Annotated in this window: 23 protein-coding genes; 19 read left to right on the top strand and 4 right to left on the bottom strand. The window is 59.8% G+C overall.

The annotated features are described in order from the left end of the window. Positions 1–28: 28 nt before the first annotated feature. Positions 29–1,579 carry an LCP family protein gene (locus HW450_RS04325; protein WP_182386767.1) on the bottom strand — a complete coding sequence of 517 codons (1,551 nt, stop codon included), beginning with the start codon at positions 1,577–1,579 and terminating at the stop codon, positions 29–31. 69 nt (positions 1,580–1,648) lie between these two features. Here HW450_RS04325 and rfbD point away from each other — a divergent pair, with 69 nt between their 5' ends. The 4 genes from rfbD (at position 1,649) to HW450_RS04305 (ending at position 5,175) form a co-directional block, all read left to right on the top strand. Then, positions 1,649–2,512: a dTDP-4-dehydrorhamnose reductase gene (gene rfbD / locus HW450_RS04320; protein WP_182386766.1), complete on the top strand. Its 864-nt coding sequence runs from the start codon at positions 1,649–1,651 to the stop codon at positions 2,510–2,512. Positions 2,513–2,535: 23 nt separating this feature from the next. Next, positions 2,536–3,405 (top strand): glycosyltransferase family 2 protein, encoded by an 870-nt coding sequence (locus HW450_RS04315; protein WP_407926297.1) that lies wholly within the window; start codon positions 2,536–2,538, stop codon positions 3,403–3,405. Between the two features lie 16 nt (positions 3,406–3,421). Beyond that, positions 3,422–4,510 carry a mannose-1-phosphate guanylyltransferase gene (manB, locus tag HW450_RS04310; RefSeq protein WP_182386764.1) on the top strand — a complete coding sequence of 363 codons (1,089 nt, stop codon included), beginning with the start codon at positions 3,422–3,424 and terminating at the stop codon, positions 4,508–4,510. A 350-nt stretch (positions 4,511–4,860) separates the two neighbouring features. Further along, positions 4,861–5,175 carry a WhiB family transcriptional regulator gene (locus HW450_RS04305; protein ID WP_232843331.1) on the top strand — a complete coding sequence of 105 codons (315 nt, stop codon included), beginning with the start codon at positions 4,861–4,863 and terminating at the stop codon, positions 5,173–5,175. A gap of 9 nt (positions 5,176–5,184) precedes the next feature. On the opposite strand, the gene HW450_RS04300 is transcribed toward HW450_RS04305, so the two are convergent. After that, on the bottom strand, positions 5,185–5,640 hold the full coding sequence (locus HW450_RS04300; protein WP_182386763.1) for a metallopeptidase family protein: 456 nt from the start codon (positions 5,638–5,640) through the stop codon (positions 5,185–5,187). 93 nt (positions 5,641–5,733) lie between these two features. Here HW450_RS04300 and HW450_RS04295 point away from each other — a divergent pair, with 93 nt between their 5' ends. The 4 genes from HW450_RS04295 to manA all read left to right on the top strand — a co-directional run bounded on the left by HW450_RS04295 (position 5,734) and on the right by manA (position 9,744). Beyond that, a complete protein-coding gene (locus HW450_RS04295; RefSeq protein ID WP_182386762.1) occupies positions 5,734–6,120 on the top strand; it encodes a DUF3499 domain-containing protein in 387 nt (128 codons plus the stop codon). A gap of 80 nt (positions 6,121–6,200) precedes the next feature. Continuing rightward, positions 6,201–7,592, top strand: coding sequence for a phosphomannomutase/phosphoglucomutase (locus HW450_RS04290; protein ID WP_182386761.1), 1,392 nt, complete (start codon positions 6,201–6,203; stop codon positions 7,590–7,592). A gap of 15 nt (positions 7,593–7,607) precedes the next feature. After that, positions 7,608–8,543 (top strand): hypothetical protein, encoded by a 936-nt coding sequence (locus HW450_RS04285; protein WP_182386760.1) that lies wholly within the window; start codon positions 7,608–7,610, stop codon positions 8,541–8,543. 10 nt (positions 8,544–8,553) lie between these two features. Beyond that, positions 8,554–9,744 (top strand): mannose-6-phosphate isomerase, class I, encoded by a 1,191-nt coding sequence (manA, locus tag HW450_RS04280; RefSeq protein WP_182386759.1) that lies wholly within the window; start codon positions 8,554–8,556, stop codon positions 9,742–9,744. Positions 9,745–9,753: 9 nt separating this feature from the next. Here the strand turns inward: manA and HW450_RS04275 are convergent, their stop codons facing one another. Then, positions 9,754–10,575 (bottom strand): hypothetical protein, encoded by an 822-nt coding sequence (locus HW450_RS04275; protein ID WP_182386758.1) that lies wholly within the window; start codon positions 10,573–10,575, stop codon positions 9,754–9,756. 278 nt (positions 10,576–10,853) lie between these two features. Here HW450_RS04275 and HW450_RS04270 point away from each other — a divergent pair, with 278 nt between their 5' ends. The 8 genes from HW450_RS04270 to secA all read left to right on the top strand — a co-directional run bounded on the left by HW450_RS04270 (position 10,854) and on the right by secA (position 20,126). Further along, positions 10,854–11,207, top strand: coding sequence for a DUF4259 domain-containing protein (locus tag HW450_RS04270; protein WP_182386757.1), 354 nt, complete (start codon positions 10,854–10,856; stop codon positions 11,205–11,207). A 2-nt stretch (positions 11,208–11,209) separates the two neighbouring features. Next, positions 11,210–11,839: a dTMP kinase gene (locus HW450_RS04265; RefSeq protein WP_182386756.1), complete on the top strand. Its 630-nt coding sequence runs from the start codon at positions 11,210–11,212 to the stop codon at positions 11,837–11,839. A 41-nt stretch (positions 11,840–11,880) separates the two neighbouring features. Then, positions 11,881–12,564, top strand: coding sequence for an MtrAB system response regulator MtrA (gene mtrA / locus HW450_RS04260; protein WP_182386755.1), 684 nt, complete (start codon positions 11,881–11,883; stop codon positions 12,562–12,564). Positions 12,565–12,578: 14 nt separating this feature from the next. Then, positions 12,579–14,177: an MtrAB system histidine kinase MtrB gene (gene mtrB, locus HW450_RS04255; protein ID WP_182386754.1), complete on the top strand. Its 1,599-nt coding sequence runs from the start codon at positions 12,579–12,581 to the stop codon at positions 14,175–14,177. Positions 14,178–14,179: 2 nt separating this feature from the next. Beyond that, a complete protein-coding gene (lpqB, locus tag HW450_RS04250; protein WP_182386753.1) occupies positions 14,180–15,901 on the top strand; it encodes an MtrAB system accessory lipoprotein LpqB in 1,722 nt (573 codons plus the stop codon). Next, positions 15,901–16,509 carry a ComF family protein gene (locus HW450_RS04245; RefSeq protein ID WP_182387340.1) on the top strand — a complete coding sequence of 203 codons (609 nt, stop codon included), beginning with the start codon at positions 15,901–15,903 and terminating at the stop codon, positions 16,507–16,509. The genes lpqB and HW450_RS04245 overlap by 1 nt, the downstream gene beginning before the upstream one ends. Before the next feature lie 145 nt (positions 16,510–16,654). Further along, entirely contained in the window at positions 16,655–17,317 is a 663-nt protein-coding gene (gene hpf, locus HW450_RS04240; RefSeq protein ID WP_182386752.1) for a ribosome hibernation-promoting factor, HPF/YfiA family, read from the top strand. Between the two features lie 172 nt (positions 17,318–17,489). Continuing rightward, positions 17,490–20,126, top strand: a complete 2,637-nt coding sequence (gene secA / locus HW450_RS04235; protein WP_182386751.1) for a preprotein translocase subunit SecA — start codon at positions 17,490–17,492, stop codon at positions 20,124–20,126. Positions 20,127–20,130: 4 nt separating this feature from the next. Here secA and HW450_RS04230 read toward each other — a convergent pair whose 3' ends face one another. Further along, positions 20,131–20,565 carry a hypothetical protein gene (locus HW450_RS04230; RefSeq protein WP_182386750.1) on the bottom strand — a complete coding sequence of 145 codons (435 nt, stop codon included), beginning with the start codon at positions 20,563–20,565 and terminating at the stop codon, positions 20,131–20,133. Between the two features lie 171 nt (positions 20,566–20,736). On the opposite strand from HW450_RS04230, the gene HW450_RS04225 reads away from it, so the two are divergent. The 3 genes from HW450_RS04225 to HW450_RS13140 all read left to right on the top strand — a co-directional run bounded on the left by HW450_RS04225 (position 20,737) and on the right by HW450_RS13140 (position 22,884). Continuing rightward, entirely contained in the window at positions 20,737–21,147 is a 411-nt protein-coding gene (locus tag HW450_RS04225; protein WP_182386749.1) for an HAD family hydrolase, read from the top strand. Continuing rightward, positions 21,147–21,653: a DUF6912 family protein gene (locus HW450_RS04220; RefSeq protein ID WP_182386748.1), complete on the top strand. Its 507-nt coding sequence runs from the start codon at positions 21,147–21,149 to the stop codon at positions 21,651–21,653. The genes HW450_RS04225 and HW450_RS04220 overlap by 1 nt, the downstream gene beginning before the upstream one ends. A 157-nt stretch (positions 21,654–21,810) precedes the next feature. Next, complete coding sequence (locus HW450_RS13140) at positions 21,811–22,884, top strand: ferredoxin reductase (RefSeq protein ID WP_182386747.1); 1,074 nt, start codon at positions 21,811–21,813, stop codon at positions 22,882–22,884. Positions 22,885–22,887: the final 3 nt, after the last annotated feature.

Genomic DNA, 22,887 nt, shown 5'->3' with positions numbered 1-22,887 from the left:
GTTTTCCTCAGGACCGTCGCCTGAAGTCTTAGTTCACGCAGCGTGGGCCGTTGCCACCTGCGTCGATTGACGGCGCCACTTCTACGTCGGACCCGAAATCTGTGCCTGGTTGACCGACGGTTTGGGAGGTCGAGGTTTCGGTCTCCAACGGTTCGTCGGATTTCGGACCGGTGTAGTCCGCGCCAATAACGACGACCAGTGACGACGCATCGAGCGACGTAGAAGCCGTGACCGGCACGCCACCTAGTTCTTTGGCCAAGGAGGCCGCCTCGGGGGACTCAGGATCCGCAGCCACGACCTGGGTGTTGTTGTACATGCCCGTCGGAGCGTTGCCGACCTCGGCAATGTTGTATCCGGCATTCTTCATCGCCCCTGCTACCTGGGAGGCGAGGCCTGCCTGAGTGGTGGCGTTGAGGATATGAAGCGAGCTGGACTTGGAAGCAGCCGTTGACGTCTCCGTGCTGGTGGTGCCATTTCCGAGCAGTTCGTCGAAGAAATTGTGCACCTGGGCGGTATCAATGGTGACCACAGACTCGCCGTAGTCGCCCACGCCATCGATGGAGGTCACCGGGATGGTTTCGAACCGCACGCGGCCTCCGGCGAGGTTCTGCAGCTGGGTAGCAAAGCTCATGACATCCCAGTCTTCGTCGATCACCACGGAGCGACGAACCGCAGCGGACAAGCTGGCGAGCTTAGCCGGGTTGGTCAGCGTTCCGGTGGTCAGGGCCTGGTTGACCAAGGACGCCATGAAGGCTTGCTGGCGCACGATGCGGTCGAGGTCGCCACGGGGCAGTCCGTGGCGCTGCCGGACGAAAGACAGCGCGTCAGGGCCCTGGAGCGTCTGCACACCCTTGGTGAAGTTCGCGCCGGAGAACTCGTCCTGGGTATCTTCATTCAGACACACCTGAACTCCGCCGACGGCGTCGGTAAACAGCACGAAGCCCAGCAAGCCAATTTCGGCGTAGTGATCGACGGTGATTCCGGAGAGCTTGGCCACGGCGTCGATAAGCCCCTTGCGTCCGGCGTCCTTCGACTCCTCCTCCAGCTTCTTCTCGTCGCTCACGCCGGCGCTGGTCAGCTCGGAATACTTGGCGGATTTGTAACCGCGGTAGACGCCGTTGATTTTGGTGTTGCCCAGCTGAGAGTCGTGGATGTAGGTATCGCGGGGGATGGAGATGGCGGTGGCGGAGGAGCCGTCGTTAGGTACGCGGATCACCATGATGGTGTCGGTGTTGTCGTTTTCCTCATCGCCGGCGCGCAGCATGGCGATCTCATCAGGAGAAAGGGCGTTGCCCTGGGCGTCGGTACGGGAGTCGGAGCCGACCAGCAGGATGTCCGTCGCGCCGTCCTTGGCTTCCTTAATACCTTTGCCGCCATTGCCGAGGCTGAGCCCGCCGGCGGAGGCAACATCGCGCCCCAGTGAGCCAACCAGTGAATACCCCGTACCGGAAACAATCAGCACCGCGGCTGAGAGCAGCGCCAGCAAGACCTTCACAGGCGTCGAACCGGACTGCGCCAGCTGTGGTTTGGCGATTGGCGCGGCCTGAATATCGCGGCTGTGGCGGGGGGAATGAGTCACGCGAGGCTCCACTGGACGTTGATGAGTAATTTAGAGAGGAAAGAATAGTCGTCAAAGGAGTTTAGGGCAATGAGAGCAGTGGTAGTGGGAAGCGGGGGCCAACTCGGCAGTGCAATGACACACCTCGCGCCCACCGGGGCACATGTGCTGGGACTTTCCCGTGCCGACTATGACCTGGCCACTCTCACTGAGTCAGATCTCACATCGCTGACCACCCGGTTTGCGGGGGCCGACGTGGTGATCAACACCAGCTCCTACACCGCCGTCGACGCCGCAGAAACAGACGAAGAAGTCGCCTACGCAGTGAACGCGAGGGCCCCGGAGCTGCTTGCCGCCGCAGCCCGCGAGGTGGGGGCGCACTTCGTGCACATCAGTACCGACTATGTGTTCGGCGCCGGCGTCCCACGTCGCCCGCTGCAGATCGACGACCCTAAGCACCCCAATACCGTCTACGGTGCCAGCAAGCTCGCCGGTGAACGTGCCGTGCTCGACGCTCACCCCGATGCCGCCATCGTGCGCACTGCCTGGCTTTTTACCGGGGATCTGCAACCCCACCCCGACTTCGTCTCCACGATGCTGCGCCTCGCTCGGGAAGGCGTTAACCCCAAGGTGGTTAACGACCAGTGGGGAAACCCGACGTGCGCCCGCGACCTCGCCACCGGGCTGTGGGCACTTGCTTATCGACGGCTCAGTGGCACCTTTCACGGAGCGAGCGATAGCCCGACCACCTGGTTCGAGGTAGCCAGGGAAACGTTTGAGGCCTGTGGCGCCGACCCAGAACGCGTCCAGCCATGCACGACAGCGGAATTTCCCCGACCCGCGGCCCGCCCGGAATGGTCCGTCCTCGATACTTCCACCTGGCACGATGCGGATTTACCTGCGTTTCCGGAGTGGCGCACAGCAGTCCGTGCCGCCGTGTCCACTAAGCTGTGACAACTGTGGATGCCCCAATTGCAATCATTACCGTGACGTACTCTCCGGGAAAGTACCTGACCGATTTCCTGGATTCTGTGCCTGGCGCAACGAAACTGCCTGGCGTGGTGATCATGGCAGACAACGGTTCCACTGACGGTGCTCCGGAACGCGCGGCGCGCACCTATGACTATGCCGAGTTCCTTCCCACTGGCGGCAATGTCGGCTACGGAACCGCCATTAATATCGCCGCCAAGTCCCTCCGCGAGCGGCGGGAAAAGGGCGAGATCAACTCCGAGTTCTTCGTGATCTCCAACCCCGACGTGGTGTTTGATGCTGGGGCGATTGATCAGATGCTGGACTGCGCTCGTCGTAATCCGCGCGCCGGGGCAGTGGGGCCATACATCCGGGAAGCGGACGGCTCCGCGTACCCATCTGCCCGCGCTGTGCCAACACTGTCCAATGGCATCGGACATGCCTTGTTCTCCGCCGTCTGGCCGAACAACCCCTGGTCTCAGGCTTACCGTGACGATAAAGACATGTCCCGTGAGCGTGACGCCGGGTGGCTGTCTGGATCCTGCCTTTTGGTGCGCTGGGATGCCTTTGAACAGATCGGTGGCTTTGACGAGGGCTACTTCATGTATATGGAAGATGTTGATCTGGGCGACCGCCTGGGCAAGGCGGGATGGCGCAATGTGTTCTGCCCAACCTCCCGGATCCAGCACAGCAAGGGGCATGTGGCGGGCACCCGCCCGGAGCTCATGCTTCCGGCGCACCACCGGAGTGCGTATAAGTTTCAAGCAGACCGCCATCAGGGAGCAGTGCAAGCTCCGGTGCGGGCGCTACTGTGGCTAGGTTTAAAGCTTCGCAGCGAGATTGCGGTGGCGTGCGCTAAGGCAAAGCGCCGGAAGTAGGGGATAATAGGAACTTATGACTACTCACTCACTGGCTAATGCCACCGACGCAGTGATCCTCGTCGGGGGCAAAGGCACTCGATTGTGCCCGCTCACGCTGTCTACCCCAAAGCCGATGCTGCCCACTGCAGGCGTGCCGTTTCTGACGCACCTGCTGGCCCGCATCAAGGCAGCTGGCATCACCCACGTGGTCATGGGCACCTCGTACAAGGCGGAAGTGTTCGAGCAGTACTTTGGCGATGGCTCGGACATGGGCCTGGAAATTGAGTACGTGGTGGAGGAGGAAGCCCTCGGCACTGGTGGTGGCATCCGCAACGTGTACGACAAGCTGCGCCATGACACCGTCATGGTGTTTAACGGGGATGTGCTGGGTGGCACGGACTTGACCAAGGTGCTGGAAACCCACGAAACGAAGCAAGCGGATCTGACCATGCACCTCGTGCGGGTGCCTGACCCTCGCGCCTTCGGCTGCGTGCCTACTGACGCCGAAGGTCGGGTCTCAGCCTTCTTGGAAAAGACCGAGGACCCACCAACGGATCAGATCAATGCAGGTATTTACGTATTCAAGCGGGAATTGATCGAAACTATCCCGGCTGGCCGTGCAGTCTCGGTCGAGCGGGAGACGTTCCCGCGGCTCCTGGAGGAGGGACGCCGGGTGTTCGGTTACGTGGATCAGTCTTATTGGCGTGACATGGGAACCCCGGATGATTTCGTGCGCGGGTCCTCCGACCTGGTTCGTGGCATTGCTCCGTCGCCGTTGCTGGAAGGCCGCACTGGCGAGGGGCTCGTGGATGACACCGCTGGGGTCAGCGATGGGGCGTGGCTGCTCGGAGGCACAGTAGTGGGGCGTGGCTCCGAAATCGGTGCTGGAGTTCGCCTCGACGGAACCGTCGTCTTCGACGGTGTCACGATTGAACCGGGCGCAATTATTGAAAACTCAATTATTGGCGCTGGCGTCACTATCGGTGCTAATGCCCGGATCTCTGACTGCGTGATTGGTGATGGCGCTCAGATTGGCGCGCGTTGTGAGCTCAAGGGCGGTATGCGGGTATGGCCCGGAGTGGTGATCCCGGATAACGGGGTTCGTTTCTCCTCCGACGCCTAACTCACTGCTGCGTTATAAAAGTCAAGTATCTTCGCAACGACACGCCGAAAGTAGTCGAGAGTTGTTTTTCCTAGCCGCGGGCACCACTACATATAGTACCCCCGGCCATAACCCCCGCTTTCGCGGTTGTGTTAATCCTGTTACTTCTGTGACTGACTTCTTGGGAAAATGCTCAAAACTTTCCGGAAAAGGGCTTGCGAGGTTGACGATATCTAGTGATCGGTGTGTAATCACATTTGTGTAAGTCACATGGCTGTGTCTCACCGGCGGGACATAGCGACAATACGAATTTAGAAAACTTTTCAGTGAGAACACCTACGAGAACACCTACGGAAGAAGGAGGAGCGTCGATGGAATTTGTGGCGGATGGCGCAACTTCCCGCGGGGTGAATTCCGGGTTGGATACCGGCTCTGACCTAACCTTTGACGCACTCTTTGGTGCTGTGGAGCAAGAGTGGCAAGATCAAGCCCTCTGTGCGCAGACAGACCCAGAAGCCTTTTTTCCGGAAAAGGGTGGTTCCACTCGTGAAGCCAAACGCATCTGTCAGGCCTGTGGTGTCCGCGATGAATGCCTAGAGTTTGCCCTAGAACACGATGAGCGATTCGGTATTTGGGGTGGCCTTTCTGAGCGTGAGCGCCGTCGCCTCAAGAAGCAAATCGGCTAGCTTTAGCGGCTACCACCGCGCCCCAGGGTCGATCTCATCGGGATCAATGCCCAAGTGATAGGCAACCAGCGTCGTGAGAACCATGCGGAGGATCTCCCGGCGCTCTTCTGCTGTTTCATACCGAGCTTCAATAGGCTTCCGAAACACCACCACGCGAGGGCGAGTTGCCTTTCCAAACCGATCAATGCCAGCAGGAATCACGCGACCCAGTGGGACGGGACCATCGGCGACCACCTCATCGGTGAAGAAATCGGCATCCGGATTGAGGCGCATCCGCGGGATCATATCCACTGCAATGTCGAGCGTCGCGAGCTCCTCGGGGTACGCGTTCGCGATGGGGGCATAGGCTTCGAGCACAGCGGCGTCGAAAAGCTGCGAGCGTGTGCGGTGCCTCGGGGTGGCCTGAGGCAGCAGTGGCCCGCGGGCACCTCGGCCATGTCGATTACGCGCAGCTTTTACGTCCATGAGGATAATTTAGGGGCATTGAGGTGGGAATTTGGGGCAGGCGCGCCGACCGACCACTTCCAAAGTGTGAACTAAAGGTCTAGACTTTGTCAGGTGAGTAATTTTCGTCGTTGCAGTCGCCCAGGATGCGGCAAGCCCGCGGTGGCTACCCTGACGTATGCGTACGCAGAATCTACCGCCGTCATCGGACCCCTCGCACCAGCAGCAGAACCGCACAGTTGGGACCTGTGCGAAGAGCATGCTGCCAAAATCACCGCCCCGCTCGGGTGGGAGATGCTTCGCGTGACGGGTATCCCGACGGACGAAGATGACGACGACCTCACGGCGCTGGCGGAAGCCGTGCGGGAAGCTGGTCGGCAGTCATCCGGGCTGGTGATGGACAACCCGACCCATAATCACCCTATCCACCGCTCCCAGCGGAAACAGGTGGAAAAAGGACGCAGGCGTGCGCACCTGTATGTCGTCGAAAGCGACGATTGATCTAGGATGGGGTAAGCAACTTTCGGGCCGGGCGAGTAGTGTCACGCGCTGGTCCGTTTCCCTCACCTAGGAGTATCCATATGCGCACTGCTGCACCTCGCAACCGCGACGATGTCGAAGCTGTCATCAAAGCTTACGACGTACGCGGGATTGTCGGCGAAAGAATTGACGCCGATTTTATGCGCGACACCGGTGCCGCCTTCGGTCGCTTGATGCGTAGCGAAAACGAAAGCCGCATTGTCATCGGACACGACATGCGAGTATCGGGGCCGGAACTGGCCACAGCGTTCGCTGAGGGCGTCATGGAACAGGGAGTATCCGTAACGATGCTTGGCCTGACCTCCACCGACCAGCTGTACTACGCCTCCGGCGTGAAAAACTGCCCAGGTGCGATGTTCACCGCGTCCCACAACCCGGCCGCATACAACGGCATCAAGCTCTGCCGTGGCGGGGCACGTCCGGTGGGGCAGGAATCCGGTTTGCGCACCATTATCGACGACCTGGTCGCCGGAGTCCCTGGCTATGACGGTGAACCTGGCACGCTAAGCCACGAGGACTGCTTGGAAGGCTACGGCGAGTTTCTGCGTGACCTGGTTGACCTGTCCGGTATTCGGCCACTGAAAGTAGCCGTCGACGCAGCCAATGGCATGGGCGGCCACACTGTCCCTGCGGTGCTCAGCGGTCTGCCGCTGGATATTGAGCCGCTGTACTTTGAGCTGGACGGTTCCTTCCCGAACCATGAGGCTAACCCACTCGATCCGAAGAACCTGGTGGACCTGCAGAAGTTCGTGCTGGAAACTAAGGCTGATATTGGGTTGGCATTCGACGGAGACGCGGACCGGTGCTTCGTGATTGATGAGCTAGGTCAGCCAGTGAGCCCTTCCGCTATCTGCGCTATTGTTGCGGAGCGCTATCTGGCGCAGCAGCCGGGGGCGACCATCATCCACAATCTGATTACCTCGAAGGCCGTTCCGGAGATTATTGCGGAAAATGGCGGTACCGCGGTGCGTACCCGCGTGGGGCACTCCTTCATTAAAAAGACCATGGCCGATGAAGCTGCTGTCTTCGGTGGCGAGCACTCGGCGCATTACTACTTCACTGAATTCTTCAACGCGGACTCTGGCATGCTCGCGGCGATGCACGTGCTTGCTGCGTTGGGTACCCAAGAAAAGCCACTCAGCGAGATGATGGCGCAGTACAACCGCTACGAGGCATCCGGGGAGATTAACTCCCAGCTAGCGTCGAAGGAGGCGCAGCAGGAACGCACCCAGGCTGTTCTGGATCATTTCACTGATCGTATCGAATCGGTGGACACGCTCGACGGCGTCAGCGTGGAGCTCAAGGGGACAAAGGCGTGGTTTAATGTGCGCGCATCGAACACTGAGCCGCTACTGCGCCTGAACGCGGAAGCCCCGACTCGGGAAGAAGTAGACGCGCTCACTGCGGAAGTCCTCAGTGTGATCCGAGCCTGATAAAAGGAGGCAGCCATGTACGATCGCGAGGCAGTTCAGTTTTTTGATATTGCGCACGAGGGCGCGTTCGTACGAGCAGCCAGCGCCCTGCTTGACGACGGCCAGGTGGCGCAGCTGCGAGAACTGCAACCTCGCAGCCTCATCGTCGTCGCTGCAGACGACATCAGCCGTGCAGCGGCGGAGCTGGCAGTGGCGGTGCTCGCTCCGCTACCGGTGCCGATCACTATTGTCGGAAAGCTACCCCGATTTGCTGGACCCCTTGATGCGGTGCTGCTGGCGTCGTCGAAAAGCGCGCCGGCGCAGGAGCGCTGCCTGCATGAGGCGTCACGACGCGCCTGCCCCACCTACCTCATTGCGCCGCCACAGGGCCCATTGCGGGAGGAAGCCCCCTCGGATACCTACGTGATTCCGGTGCCGCCGAATGCCGCCGGTGGATCGCCCGCATGTGTGATCGCTGCGATGGTGGCATTGGTGGGAGGCCTTACTGCACCAGATCAAGCAGTGCGTGAACAGTTGGAACTGGTGGCGCAAGCAGTTGATGAGGAACTGTTGGCGGTGACCCCGGAACGCGATGCGCTGGTAAACGAGTCCCGCAAGATCAGGGAGTTTGCGGGGGAGGACCGCGTGGTACACACCGGCTATGGGGAGATTCCCACTGCGCTGGCCCGCCTGATAGCTACCTGGTGGGTAAGCAAAGGTCTGGTGTGCGGAGCACTGGAAGCGACCGAACTGGGGGCAGCGTTACCAGATTTTAATGAAAATGCCAGCGACATTTTCTACGATCCGTTCGAAGATGATGTGGCCCCGGTGCTACCCTTAAGGATCGTTGTGTGGGCGGCGCAGGACACTCATCTTCCGCGGGCCATTGCACAAAGCAGTGGCGGAGACGACCTAGCACTGGACAATGTGCTGAGGTTGATGGTGAGAGGCCTGGCCGCCACAGTGATGTAAGGAGCTGTAGATGGAACTACTGACGGGTAAGTTGAGGCATTACCCGTGGGGATCGCGCGAGTTGATCGCTCAGCTGCGTGGTGACCAGGAAGCCTCGGACCGACCAGAGGCGGAACTCTGGTTCGGAGCACACCCCGGTGGTTCCGCAACCGTTGGCGACGCTGCACTTGTCGACGTCATAGCTGCCGATCCTGCTGGGCAACTCGGCGAACGCGTGCGGGCGCGCTTCGGCGATGAACTACCGTTTTTGCTGAAAATCCTTGCAGCTGCCGAACCCCTTTCCCTGCAAGCTCACCCCACGCCGGAACAAGCGGCAGACGGGTTCCAGCGGGAAAACGCCCTGGGAATCGACCTGGCTGCGGATAACCGCAATTACAAAGACGCCAATCACAAGCCGGAACTGATCGTCGCTTTGACTGAGTTCGAGGCCATGGCGGGGTTCCGACCACTAGCGAAGACCCTTGAACTCTTTGACCGGCTCGGCAGTACCGAAGTGGAACGCTACCTGGCGATGCTGGATCGCTCCCCAGAGCGGGAAGCTGCAGATCTTCGGGTCCTGTTCACCACCTGGATCACTATTCCTGGGGGTAGCCGTTCCACGCTGATCGATGACATCGTGGCTTCAGCCGCACAGCAGCTTGCTGATCCGCAGCTCCCGGACTGGATGCGGGAAGAACTGTCCAACGTGGTGGAGCTGCATAACCGCTACCCAAACGATGTCGGCGTGCTGGGAGCGTTGCTGCTCAACAAGTTCACCTTGCAACCGGGGGAGGGACTGTACCTCGACGCCGGTGAGCTCCACGCATACGTCAGTGGTCTGGGCGTGGAAATTATGGCCAACTCAGACAATGTGCTGCGTGGTGGCCTAACGTCCAAGCATGTCGACGTACCGGAGCTGGTGCGCGTACTGCGCTTCGAATCCCTTGCCGATCCACGTGTGATTCCGGAGCGAAACGGGGATTGTCTTCACTTTCCCACGCCGATCGACGAGTTCACGCTGCGCCAGTGTGTCCTGGGATCAGCGGTGCCGGTCGAACACGACGGTCCGGTGATTGTCCTCGTTACCGATGGGACTGCCGAGCTGACATGCGACGATCAGCAGCTCACTGTCCCCGCGGGGACTGCGGCGTGGGTGCCGGCCACAGACGGAACAGTGACGTTGCAGCCAACTGGAGCCACTGTTTTTATCGCGACGGTTTAGCGGGCACCACTACCGTGTGGTAGCGGCGGTCGGTTCAGCCGGTTGTGCGGAATGTGCTGCTGCCGTCGTTGGCTCAGTGGCGTCGCTCGGAGTAGCTGAGGTTGGCGCAGCCGGTACGGAGAAGAGCTGTGGCTGCACTGCAGCAGGGGCGGTCATCGGCTGAATAGGGGTCGGCTCAGAGACCACGGATGTTGGAACCGTCTGTACGGGGGACTCTGACGCCAGCGCGGAAAGCGAGGATTGTTCAGCAGAAGACAGCTCTGGGCTGTTTTGCGGCGAACTCAGGGGAGGGACCTCAGCGGTGATTGGGGGCTGGGCCTGCTCCGTTGTGGTTTCCTCACCAGCGGCAGGAGGCGTAGTGGTCGGTTCTTCTGTTGGCGCAGTAGGAGAAGGCTGTACGGTGACTTCGGACTCAGGGGTGGTTACCGTTTCGGAGTGCTCTGTTTCCGTCGTATGGGTCGACATGTCAGCAGGTGCCTGCTGGACCTCCGTGGTGAAGGATGGGCCGTAGATCTTCGTCGGCGACACCGCCACAGCGCCTGGCTGTGGAATAAATGCGTTCGGTGCGAGGTATGGGTCGGACTCGAGCAACGGTGCTTGCTGTGGTGGTAGCTTCGCCACCTCAGAGGAGGGTTCTGGTGTGGGATCCGGGGAGCTAGTCACAGGGGAAAACCCAGCAGCGGACGGGGATGCCGCGCGCGAAATGGCGGGCGTGCTGGCTGCTCGGGATTCCTCTGGAGCTGCAGAGCGCCACACGCCCCAGCCCACGCCGACGGCACCTACGCAGCCTACAGCTACGAAGGTGACGAACCCGCGGGTCTGTTTTTTCACGTGTTGGCCTCCTCGGTAGTTGTTTAACTGTGGTATCGCTCACCGGAGTGAAATAGTTACACAGTGTCACAATCGGTAACAAAAAGATAACAACGCTGACCCTAGCACGGTTGTGAAGCTATGGAAACCGTCTAAGGCAAAATTCGGCCGAAAAAATATGAAGCAGATCTGCTATGGCGATCCGGTGGAGGTAGACCTGGCTTAGTGGCGGACCGCGCGCAATCCAAGTAAACCTAGATACTGATCAGACAATCCAGTCGCATTGAAGTAGGAGAATCATGGGAGCCTGGGACATCGCGATTTTCTCGGATGAGAACAATGTTGACTTCCTCGACGAAATCGCCACGCTTGATTCCGAAGACATCGTGGAAGCAATTGATGACGCCGTCGCACTCGTCGCAAGCAATAAGGCGGTGAATGACGAAGAAACCGCCAACGGACTGTTGGCCGCCACCATCGCCGCTATCTGGGCAGGCGCCCCGTACAGCGCCGGAGAGATCGCAGAAAACTACCCCTTCATCCGGGAGCTGACAGGTTCCGGCTCGGAATTGCTGCGGGAGCGTGCAGCGGAGATCCTCGAAGAAGTGGACACTGAAGAGGACCTAGAGGCATACCTCGAGGCGCTCAACTAGCCGTGATCATTTGTGTAGAAGGCATCGACGGTGCCGGTAAAAACACCTTGACCCGCGCGCTCACTGCGCAGATTAAGGCCCAGCAGCTCGCGTTTCCTCGGTATGAGGAATCGATCCACGCGCAACTCGCTGCGCGCGGCTTGCGCGGTGACATGGGAGACCTTACGGATAGTGCTTACGCGATGGCGACGCTGTTTGCGTTGGACCGGCACGGGGTCGTCGATAAGCTGCGTGCGGCAACGACCTCCGACGACATCCTCCTGCTGGACCGCTACGTTGCGTCGAACGCCGCATACAGCTGGGCGCGTACCGAGGACGAGACAATCGTTGACTGGATCGCCGACCTGGAATTTGGGACCCTCGGTCTGCCGCGCCCTGACCTGCAGGTGCTCCTTGATACGTCCGTGGAGCTCGCTGCGCAGCGTGCTGAAAGTCGCGCGCAGGCTGACGAAACCCGCGCCAAGGACCTCTACGAGTCTGATGGCGGACTCCAAGCACGCACCTGCGCAGCTTACCGACGCCTCGCCTCCGCATCCTGGGCAAGCCCATGGTTGGTGGCTCAACCCAACGAAGCGCCTGACCAGCTCGCAGATCGAATAATCGCGCACATCAGCGCGCAAAAGAATCTATGATGGACGGGTATTGACGCATATAAGTGAAGTTTAAGGAAGTCATGACGAAAGCGAAGATTCTCGTAGTAGACGATGATCCGGCAATCTCGGAGATGCTGACCATCGTGTTGCAGGCCGAAGGTTTCGATACTGTCGCCGTCATGGATGGTGGGGAAGCAGTGGCCACGTTTGAGCGGGAACAGCCAGACCTTATCCTGCTTGACCTTATGCTGCCTGGGATGAACGGCATCGACATCTGTCGCGCTATTAGGCAGGAATCGGTGGTGCCCATCGTCATGTTGACTGCCAAGACTGACACCGTCGATGTGGTCCTCGGGCTGGAATCCGGCGCCGATGACTACGTGAACAAGCCGTTCAAGCCAAAAGAGCTGGTTGCGCGTATCCGGGCGCGGCTGCGTCGCACCGATGAAGAACCAAGTGAAATCATCGAAATCGGAGACCTCACCATCGACGTTCCCGGCCACCTGGTGCGCCGTGGCGACGAGGAAATCCAGCTCACCCCGCTGGAATTCGACCTACTACTTGAGATGGCTCGTAAGCCTCGCCAAGTCTTCACCCGAGAGGAACTGCTGGAGAAGGTGTGGGGTTACCGCCATGCGTCCGACACCCGCCTGGTGAATGTCCACGTGCAGCGACTGCGCGCCAAGATTGAAAAGGATCCGGAGAACCCAACCATCGTCCTCACTGTCCGTGGCGTCGGTTACAAGACGGGTGCTAACGACTAACCGCTAAACATTTGATGATTTCTGCTCGCCACCTCACGGACAGGATGCTGGACAGCTGGCGCACCTCGCTTCAAGTCCGCGTCATTGGTTCCATCCTGGTGTCTACCACTGCCGTCGTGCTGTTCCTTGGTCTTACCCTGATAAGCATCGTGGCGCAGCGACTCATCGACTCCAAACTAGAGACGGCCGATAGTGAAATCGAACGGGCGCGGGTGGCCGTCGAAAAGCAGATTGCTTCGACTGACTCCTCCAACTCCCTGCAGGCGCGCCTGAACTCCGCGCGCGCCTCCCTGACCAGTATCGGCTCCAGCGAAACTTCGGGAGCTAACTCCAGCTTTGAAGCGGTGCTGGTGGTAGAAAACCCCGACGGGACAGTCACCACCTCGCCGGAAGGGTTCCAAGTCCCCGAGCGACTCCAATACTTCGTCTCCCAAGAACAGATCTCCTATCAGTTCGCCACGCTTAACAACTACGAGGGAGACCTGTACAAAGCCCTCGTCATCGGCACCCCAACCGATTCCGACGTCAGTGGCCTCCAGGTGTACCTGGTGCTGCCACTGGCTAATGAGGAAGCGACATTGGCACTGATCAAAGGCCTATTCTCGGCCGGTGGTGTGGTGCTCTTGGTGCTCATCGTGGCCATTTCGTGGCTACTGACTCAGCAGGTCACCGCCCCGGTACGCTCGGCCAGCCGCATTGCGCAACGCTTCGCCTCCGGTCACCGGCGGGAGCGCATGGTGGTAGAAGGCGAAGACGAAATGGCGCGCCTTGCCATCAGCTTCAACGAAATGGCGGAAAACCTCTCCAAGCAAATTGACCAGCTTGAGGAATACGGCGACCTGCAGCGACAATTCACCTCTGACGTCTCACACGAGCTGCGCACTCCGTTAACCACCGTGCGTATGGCTGCGGACATGATCGCGGACAATGCGGACTCGCTGGACCCCTATACCAAACGTGCCTCAGAGCTAATGATCCGCGAACTCGACCGTTTCGAATCCTTGCTCACGGACCTGCTGGAGATCTCCCGGCATGACGCCGGCGTTGCGGACCTGTCCGAGGAAAGCGTCGACATCAGGGGTACGCTGCAAGCGGCCTGGCAGCAGGTGCGCCACCTGTCTGAACAGCTCGAAGTGCCACTTAATTTTGACGTACCGGATGAGCCCGTCAACGTGGTCATGGATTCACGCCGGATCGAAAGGATCCTGCGCAATCTGCTCGCCAACGCGATCGACCACAGCGAAGGCAAACCCGTGGATGTGCAGCTGCGGGCCAACCACGAAGCTGTGTCCATCGCGGTCACCGACCACGGCGTCGGACTGAAACCAGGGCAAGAAGAGCTTGTGTTCAACCGGTTTTGGCGAGCCGACCCATCCCGTAAACGGCATTCCGGTGGCACCGGCCTCGGCCTAGCAATCGCCGCTGAGGATGCCCGCCTGCACGGCGGAACGCTACAGGCGTCCGGCGAGATCGGTGTGGGAGCGCGTTTCCTCCTCACCATCCCGCTGGTAGCGAAGGAAAAATACCATAGCTCCCCGCTTCCGCTGGAACACCCGGGTACAGTGGCAGCACTGCTGGCAGGCAAGAGCATTCACGACGGGGAAGGGGAGTGATCATGAAGAAGGACCTGCGTAGGGTACTCGGCGTTATTGCGCTCAGCAGCGTGGTACTCACCGCCTGCACGACGATCCCAAGCAACTCCACCCCACAAGCGCTCCGCTCTTTTGCACCCGCTGCTTCCGGGGTAGAAGACGAAGCCCCCGAGCCGAACCAGGCGCCTGACTTGTTGTTGCGAGACTTTTTCCGCCAGGCAGTAAAACCGAAACAGCGACATCAGCCTGCGCGACAGTACCTGACTGCGGAAGCTGCAAAAACGTGGGACTCGCAGGCGGGGACCCTGGTGCTCGATCGAATTGACATCAACTCGAAGCCTGGGGCGAGCGCTCAGGGAATGACTTTCACGGTACGAGGTCCGGTTATTGGGTCCATCGGCGTGGGCGGGGTGTACCAGCCAGAACATGGGCTCTACGAAGCCACCATTGACTTGGTAAAACAGGACGGTCAGTGGCGTATTAGCAATCTGCCGCCTGGCGTGGTGGTGGAACACACAGAGCTGCGAAATAACTACCAGCCGTATTCCCTCTACTTCATGGACCCCTCGGATTCGAGCTTGGTAGCGGATCGACGCTGGGTCTACACCGGCAATTCCTCACTCAATACTGCGCTGCTGTCATTGCTGGTAGAAGGGCCGCAGGACGTCCTCGCGCCCGGCGTGAAGACGTACGTCCCCCAGGGAGCTACCTTCTCTGGCTTTAACGACGGAGTGTATTCCTTTGCCGGTTTCGGTGATTTGAGCGCAGAGGGGCGCTATCGCTTTGCTGCGCAGGTGGTGTGGACACTCGCCAAAGCTGGCGTGCCCGGACCTTACCGGATCGAGATTGATGACACCCCGATTATCGAAGAGTCGGAGTACCTCACGATCGAGCAGGTCGCAGACTACAACCCTGGCGCCTCGGCGGTTGCTGCGTCGCCGCTGTATGTTCTGGCCGGTGGCAAAATCATGAAAGTAGAAGAGGACCACACGGTTCCCATCGCAGGGAGCTTTAGTCAGGCCGGAAATATCGATTCCGCTGATTTCGATGCCGGCAGCGGTGTCGTCGCCGCGGTGCAGTCCACCGGGGAAGGCGAGGACCGTAAAGCGCGGCTGTTGGTTGCGAAGGATGAAGAAGCCGCGCGCGAGGCGCTGGAGTCGAAGACTATCTCCCACCCGACGTTCGAAATCGCGGGCACGTCATTGTGGACGGTGCTCGACGGCAAGAAAGTGGTTCGCGTTGCCCGGTCCACGACCAGTGGCGAGCTCTCCCAAACAGAGGTCGACAGCTCCGAACTGGAAGGACTCGACGGCCTTATCTCGGTGCTGCAGCTCTCTCCAACCGGTGTGCGGTGCGCGTTCATCATCAACGGCAGGGTGTACATGGCAACGGTCGAACGCCCGAGTGCGGGCCACCGCAAACTCACCAAGGTGCGGGAAATCGCGCCAGCTATCGCCGGGACTGCACTCACAGTCGAATGGAAACCCGATGGCTCCCTCCTCGTGGGAACATCTACCGCTGAAACTCCGGTGTGGCAAGTCCAGACCGACGGCTCCGCGCTCACTCCGCTGCCATCCGGCAACGTCACCGCACCGGTAGTGGCGATTTCCGCGAGCCCCTCCACCATATACATCACTGACTCGCGGGCTTTGCTGCAGCTGCCAACGAACACCACCGGCGTGGCGTTTTGGCGTGAGGTGCCGGCGTTGCAGGGGCAGCGCGCGGCCCCCGTCGTAGCGAAATGATCGAACTGCTGCTGCCAAAGCACTGTGCGAGCTGCGGGGCAGCAGGCCAGACACTGTGCGAAGCGTGCCGACGCACACTGTCCAAGCCACCGCACCGAGTGTTCACCACAGTGGACCCACACATTCCGATCTGGACAATGGGACCCTATGCGGGGGCGCACCGGCAACTGATTTTGGCGATGAAAGAACGCGGCAGGCGTGACGTGCCACCATTTTTAGGCGCGGCATTGGCAGCCGGAATTGACTACCTCGGCGCGCGGGGCGAGATCCCTGATCCACAGGGTTTGACGCTGGTCCCGGCTCCGACCAGAGCGGCGTCGGCAAGGCTGCGTGGTGGCGACCCCGTGACAGCCATCTGCGTGGCAACCGCACTGCGGACCGTCCCCTGCGTGCAACATGGTGACCGGGTGAAGGAATCGGTGGGCCTCAGCGCGACTACGCGGCGCAGAAACCTCGTGGGCAACGTGGTGCTGACCCGTATCCCGCCTGGCCCGGTGCTCATTATCGACGACGTTGTGACCACTGGTGCCACCCTGGCAGCGACTGCCGCGGTGCTATTTTCCGCAAATGTGCAGGTGGCTGGGGCGCTGGTTGTGGCACAAGCGTGACCTGGATTGCGCTTGGGAGGGGGTCATGGCGCAATGGTTATGACCAGATGTAAAATCAGGAATGTAGCTAGATAGGCGTCACCGTGGACGTTGTGAGTAATCCCGCTCACATTGTGCGGTGGCAGATACCGGGAGGTAAAGCAAAGTGACTACACCTGCTGAGAACAACGACGCCCTGCGCGCACAGGTCAATATCACCGGCCGCAACGTCGAGGTGCCCGATCACTTCGCGGAACGAGTCAAGTCGAAGCTCGCAAAGATCGAGCGTCTTGACCCGACCCTGACGTTCTTCCACGTTGAGCTGCAGCATGAGCCAAACCCACGTCGCGAGGCACAATCTGATCGTATCCAGATCACTGCCACCGGCAAGGGCCACATCGCTCGCGCTGAAGCCAAGGAAGATAGCTTCTACGCAGCGCTGGAAACCGCGTTGGCAAAGATGGAGCGGTCCCTGCGCAAGGTGAAGGCTCGTCGCAGCATCAGCCGTTCCGGCCACCGCGCACCAGTTGGCGCCGGTGAAATGGCAGCTGAGTTGGTGGCTGAAGCTAAGAAGGCTCAGGAAAAGGTCGGCGAGTTTGATGTAGATCCGTACGCAGACAAGGTCGAGGACGTCACTCCCGGTCAGGTCGTACGCACCAAGCAGCACTCCGCCACCCCGGTTTCTGTTGATGACGCCCTGTCTGAAATGGAACTGGTCGGCCACGACTTCTACCTCTTCCTCAACGAAGAGACCGGTCGTCCATCCGTCGTCTACCGACGTCATGCATTTGACTACGGTCTGATCGAATTGGTCGAAGAGAAGCAGTAAGCATCACTTCGCCATAGTCGGCAACCCCCACGCTCCCCACGCGGAAGCTGTGGGGGTTGCCCATTTTGGCACTCTGGAGGGCCAGGGCGCCGGCATGCTGCGTCGTATGCGTAGAATAGTCGGGAGATTTGTACATTAATTACCTACTGAATGTCGTAAGGACCAACTGCCAGTGTTTGGACTGTCCAAGATTCTCCGCGTCGGCGAGGGCCGCGCTGTCAAGCGCCTCCAGGCCATTGCTGACCAAGTAATCGCACTCGAAGATGAGTACGCAGCGCTTTCTGACGAAGAGCTCAAGGCCAAAACCGTTGAGTTCAAGGAACGCGTAGAAAAGGGCGAGAAGATTGACAACCTCCTGCTCGAAGCCTTCGCCACCGCCCGCGAAGCCTCATGGCGTGTGCTCGGGCAGAAGCATTACCCGGTTCAGATCATGGGTGGTGCCGCATTGCACTTCGGTAACGTTGCCGAAATGCGCACCGGTGAAGGCAAGACCCTGACCTGTGTGCTTCCTGCTTACCTCAACGCTCTGGAAGGCAAGGGCGTCCACGTGGTCACCGTCAACGACTACCTGGCTAAGCGTGACTCGGAGTGGATGGGTCGTGTGCACCGCTTCCTGGGGCTCAAAACAGACGTTATTTTGTCCCACATGAACCCGCAGCAGCGCCGTGAAGCTTACAATGCGGACATCACCTACGGCACCAACAATGAGTTGGGCTTCGATTATCTGCGCGATAACATGGCTCACTCGCTGAATGACCTGGTCCAGCGGGGCCACCACTACGCCATCGTGGACGAAGTGGACTCCATCCTCATCGACGAAGCCCGTACCCCACTGATCATTTCTGGACCTGCCGATGGTTCCTCCGAGTGGTACAACGCCTTCGCCACGATCGTGCCACGCATGCAGCGCGACGTGCACTACGAAGTCGACGAACGCAAGCGCACCGTAGGCGTTAAAGAAGAAGGCGTGGAGTACGTTGAGGATCAGCTTGGTATTACTAACCTGTATGCTCCGGAGTACTCCCAGCTCGTTAGCTACCTGACCAACGCTATTAAGGCGAAGGAACTATTTACCCGCGATAAGGACTACATTGTCCGCAATGGCGAAGTCATGATCGTGGACGAGTTTACGGGCCGCGTTTTGGACGGGCGTCGCTACAACGAGGGCATGCACCAGGCGATCGAGGCGAAGGAAAACGTCGAGATCAAGAACGAAAACCAGACCCTGGCTACCGTTACGCTGCAGAATTACTTCCGCCTGTACGACAAGCTCGCTGGTATGACCGGTACTGCAGAAACCGAAGCGTCCGAGCTTCACCAGATCTACAAGCTGGACGTCATGCCGATCCCGACCAACCGACCAAACCAGCGCGAAGACCTCACGGACCTGATCTACAAGACTCAGGAAGCCAAGTTCGCCGCTGTGGTTGACGATATTGAGGAGCGCGTCGAGAAGGGCCAGCCAGTGTTGGTGGGTACTGCGTCGGTGGAGCGCTCAGAGTACCTCTCGCGCCTGTTGCAAGCTAAGGGCATTAAACACAACGTGCTGAACGCGAAGCACCACGAAAAGGAAGCCGAGATCGTCGCGCAAGCAGGCCTGCCAGGGGCAGTGACCGTGGCGACGAACATGGCTGGTCGTGGTACTGACATCGTGCTGGGTGGCAACCCAGATATTCTCGCGGACATTAACCTGCGGGAACGCGGGCTGGACCCGGTAGAAAACCCGGAAGAATACGAAGCAGCGTGGGACGAGGAGATCGCCCGCGTGAAGAAGCGCTCGGCTGAGCAGGCCGAGAAGGTGCGTGAGGCCGGTGGCCTGTATGTGCTGGGCACCGAGCGACACGATTCCCGGCGTATCGATAACCAGCTGCGTGGTCGTTCCGGTCGTCAGGGCGACCCAGGAACCACCCGGTTCTACCTGTCCCTGCGCGATGACCTGATGCTGCGCTTCGTCGGCCCAATGCTGGAAAACACCATGAATCGGTTGGACATCCCAGATAACCAGCCGATCGATTCCAAGATGGTGTCCAACGCGGTCAAAAACGCACAGACCCAGGTGGAATCGCAGAACTTTGAGATGCGTAAGAACGTCCTGAAGTACGACGAGGTGATGAACGAACAGCGCAAGGTGATTTACGCCGAGCGTCGCGCGGTGTTGGAAGGTGCGGACGTTTCTAAGCAGATCCAGGCGATGATCGATGACACGATCTCCGACTACGTCGCACATGCCACGGCCAACGGCTATGTAGAGGATTGGGATCTGGATAAGCTGTGGAACGCCCTGGAGACTCTCTACGGCCCATCCATGAGCTGGAAGTCCCTCGTCGACGGCACCGAGTACGGCGCTGCCGGTGAGCTGTCCGCTAAAGACCTGCGGGAAGCACTCCTCAAAGACGCCCACACGCTCTACCAGGACATGGAAGATAAGGTCGCGGCGATTGGTGGCGAGGAACAGATGCGCAGCATCGAGCGCGTGGCCATCCTGAACGTGGTGGATACGAAGTGGCGCGAGCACCTCTATGAGATGGACTACCTCAAGGAAGGCATTGGTCTGCGTGCCATGGCGCAGCGTGATCCGCTGGTGGAATACCAGCGCGAGGGCGGTGACATGTTCAACGCCATGAAGGACGGAATTAAGGAAGAAACCGTTCGCCAGCTGTTCCTGATCCGCAAGCAGTTCGTGCCTCAGGCCGAGGCTGCCGGAACTGTGGACGTCAACAATGACGGCAAGCTCGACGCGGAGGACCTCGGTGGCAACACCGGCCCGCGCCCAGACCAAATGCGCACCTCCGGGCCCGAAGAGGTATAAGCAGTCACATCAATCGCAGTGACCGCAATACCCATTGGCGTTTGCCTTCCGGGAGTTCTCCCCGGCCGGCAAACGCCTTTGTCGTTCCGGCTACGGTATAGGATCCGATGAATTCCGTGGCTGCCACGATCGCCACTTCCAGGGGATCATGGGGTGGGCGAGTTGGGGCGGGGTGGACGTCGATACGCCGCACCGTTACGGGGCCGCGCAGAGCGCTGCGCTTGAGGTGGGCGGCGACGTGGACGCGAACTTGGGTGTCAAAGAGTGGGCGTCGCAGGGAGGTTTCGGGTCGCATGCCGAAAGCGGCGTCGAGCGCGACCTGGATGAGCCCCCGTAGTGACGCATCTGGGGCAACCTGGGTGGTCATCACTCGGCTGGGATGCGCTACTGTAGGGGTGAGAATTTTCAGGTGGCTGTATCCGGGGAGTGCGCGGAGCATGGTGTGTTCCTTAGAGCTGTCCCGGGGCTGCTTGGCGAGCGGTGGTGCGATGTGCTGTGGAAGAATAAATGTTCGCAGTGGTCGCTCGCTTGTCAAACAGTGTGCCACGAAAAGGTAATGCCGTCGAGCGGTAATAGTGTTTTAGGTCTTTTAGGAAAGCGGGAGTTGAGTGTGCGAGGACTAATCGTCGATTACGTCGGAGTGTTGGACGGGACCGAAGATGATCAGCGCAGGTGGCGTAACCTGCTGGCTGCAGCAAAGCGTGATGGGGTAGCGACCGCCATCTTGTCCAATGATCCGGGTGGCCCAGCTGCTGACCCGATTCGTCAGTGGCAGACCCGTGAACTGGTGGACGCCGTTGTTCTCTCGGGTGAAATCGGCGCAGAAAAGCCGAGCGAAGAAGCGTTTCAGGCGGCTGCCGATGCGATTGGGCTGCCGATGCGTGATTGCGTGCTTGTTGACGACTCAATCCTCAATGTCCGTGCCGCAGTTGAGTCCGGATTGGTGGGCGTCTACTACCAGCAGTTCGATCGCGCCGTGGTGGAAATAGTAGGCCTGTTTGGGATTGAAGGGGAATTCTAGTGCGCGTCTACCTTCCGGCGACGTTTTCCATTCTGAAAGAGCTAAAGGAAACGGGTAGTTTCCATGCCCGTTCTGGCTGGGGTTTTGCCGTAACTCCTGCGCTGGTTGAGTTTTTTGAAGAAGGGGACGAGGAGGAGTTTGCGCACTTTGCGTTCATCGAGGCAGCGCGCGCTTCGCTGCGACTGCTCGCTATCGGTGATGAGACTGCCTTCCCGCACCGTCGAGTGGTGATTACAGCTGACCTGCCTGATTCTCAGGTCACTCTCGCGCCGGAGAACGGGGAAGCAGTGGTAGCGCTGTCCCCGGCGCAGATTAACTTTGATGATGTCGCGGCGCTGCACGTGGACGTGGAATCCTCGGAGTCGGCAACTGCCGCTGCGATCGCAGCGATCGATGCTGCTGATTTGGGGGACGAGGACGCCGAGCTGACTGTTGGTGACGCCGATGACAACTTCATGGCGTGGTATGACACGGTTGAGCTGCCATTCTTGGTTGATTTGCTGTAGCTTGTGGCTACCTTCGACAACGCCCGCAGTGGACTGCTGTGGGCGTTTTCTCGTTGTTTCCACAGCTAAATTTACGCTGGTGCGCTTGCACCAATAACCTACGCTCGCGTAAGCTACGCTGACGTACCTTAAAGTTTTGCGATGGAAACGAGTTGTTGTGACTGTAAAAACCTCAGATGCGCTGAAGGGAATCCGGTCCGCGCTGAAAGCGTGGACGACGCCCTTGCTGCCTGATGACTACACCGCGCTGATCAACCCGCTGTGGAGCATCCGGGAGCTGCGTGGCGTGATCCGCTTCGTTGATCGCGACATAGCTGCCGATACCGTGCTGCTGGACATCGAGCCGGGGTGGGGCGTGCCAGTGCGCTTTGAAGCTGGCCAGTACATCGGAATTGGCGTTCAGATGAACGGCAGGTTTGTTTGGCGTAGCTACTCCATCGTCAACACACCGAAGCGTGAGCGCCACAGCTTCCAGATCTGCGTCCGCGGCGTCAGTGGCGGCAAGCTCTCGCAGCATTTGCTGGAGAATGCTCGCCCCGGTCAGGTGATTCGGCTGGCCGCTCCTGCTGGTGATTTCTACCTCACCAGCCCCGTTCCGGAAAAACTGCTCTTCATTACTGCCGGCTCGGGAATCACGCCGGTGATCTCGATGCTGCGCCACCTCGACGAGCAGGGCGCGCTTCACGACGTCACCCTGATCCACTCCATCCGCCACCGAGAGGATTTGCTGTTTGCTTCCACTCTTGCGGACCTGGAACGACGCCACCCAGGTTTCCGCTTTATCCTCCAGGTAACCTCCGAGCAAGGCCGGATCACCTCAGGCGATGTGGAGCGGCTCGTCCCCGATTTTGCTGAGCGCGCCGCCTACGCGTGTGGCCCAGCACAGATGCTTAACGAGGCGGAGCAGTGGTGGGACGGGGGCGTCGATAAGGCATATCCGCTGCGTACCGAGCGCTTCACCCTGGACCGCGTGAGTGACGCCAAGGGTGGCACCATCCGGTTAGGGGAGAAGTCCGTGGCCGCCGACGGCGCTACCACCATCCTGGAAGCCGCGGAGGAAGCCGGCGTTCGGCTGCCATTTGGCTGTCGCATGGGAATCTGCCAAACGTGCGTGCAGACCGTGAAAGAGGGCCACGCCCACAACCTACGCACCGGAGAAACACACGAACCGGGCAGTCGCGTGCGCGTCTGCTGCACCGTAGCAAACGGCGACATCACCCTCGATATCTAGGAG

This window comes from Corynebacterium hindlerae (assembly GCF_014117265.1).
Lineage (GTDB): Bacteria > Actinomycetota > Actinomycetes > Mycobacteriales > Mycobacteriaceae > Corynebacterium > Corynebacterium hindlerae.
Note: the sequence above shows the minus strand (reverse complement) of the source record. Positions and strands in the feature narration are given on the sequence as shown.

Excerpts from the sequence above, each read along its gene's own strand:
- rfbD (WP_182386766.1), top strand. The coding sequence starts at position 1,649 with ATGAGAGCAGTGGTAGTGGGAAGCGGGGGCCAACTCGGCAGTGCAATG.
- manB (WP_182386764.1), top strand. The coding sequence starts at position 3,422 with ATGACTACTCACTCACTGGCTAATGCCACCGACGCAGTGATCCTCGTC.
- HW450_RS04305 (WP_232843331.1), top strand. The coding sequence starts at position 4,861 with ATGGAATTTGTGGCGGATGGCGCAACTTCCCGCGGGGTGAATTCCGGG.
- HW450_RS04300 (WP_182386763.1), bottom strand. The coding sequence starts at position 5,640 with ATGGACGTAAAAGCTGCGCGTAATCGACATGGCCGAGGTGCCCGCGGG.
- HW450_RS04290 (WP_182386761.1), top strand. The coding sequence starts at position 6,201 with ATGCGCACTGCTGCACCTCGCAACCGCGACGATGTCGAAGCTGTCATC.
- HW450_RS04285 (WP_182386760.1), top strand. The coding sequence starts at position 7,608 with ATGTACGATCGCGAGGCAGTTCAGTTTTTTGATATTGCGCACGAGGGC.
- manA (WP_182386759.1), top strand. The coding sequence starts at position 8,554 with ATGGAACTACTGACGGGTAAGTTGAGGCATTACCCGTGGGGATCGCGC.
- HW450_RS04270 (WP_182386757.1), top strand. The coding sequence starts at position 10,854 with ATGGGAGCCTGGGACATCGCGATTTTCTCGGATGAGAACAATGTTGAC.
- mtrA (WP_182386755.1), top strand. The coding sequence starts at position 11,881 with ATGACGAAAGCGAAGATTCTCGTAGTAGACGATGATCCGGCAATCTCG.
- mtrB (WP_182386754.1), top strand. The coding sequence starts at position 12,579 with ATGATTTCTGCTCGCCACCTCACGGACAGGATGCTGGACAGCTGGCGC.
- lpqB (WP_182386753.1), top strand. The coding sequence starts at position 14,180 with ATGAAGAAGGACCTGCGTAGGGTACTCGGCGTTATTGCGCTCAGCAGC.
- HW450_RS04230 (WP_182386750.1), bottom strand. The coding sequence starts at position 20,565 with ATGCTCCGCGCACTCCCCGGATACAGCCACCTGAAAATTCTCACCCCT.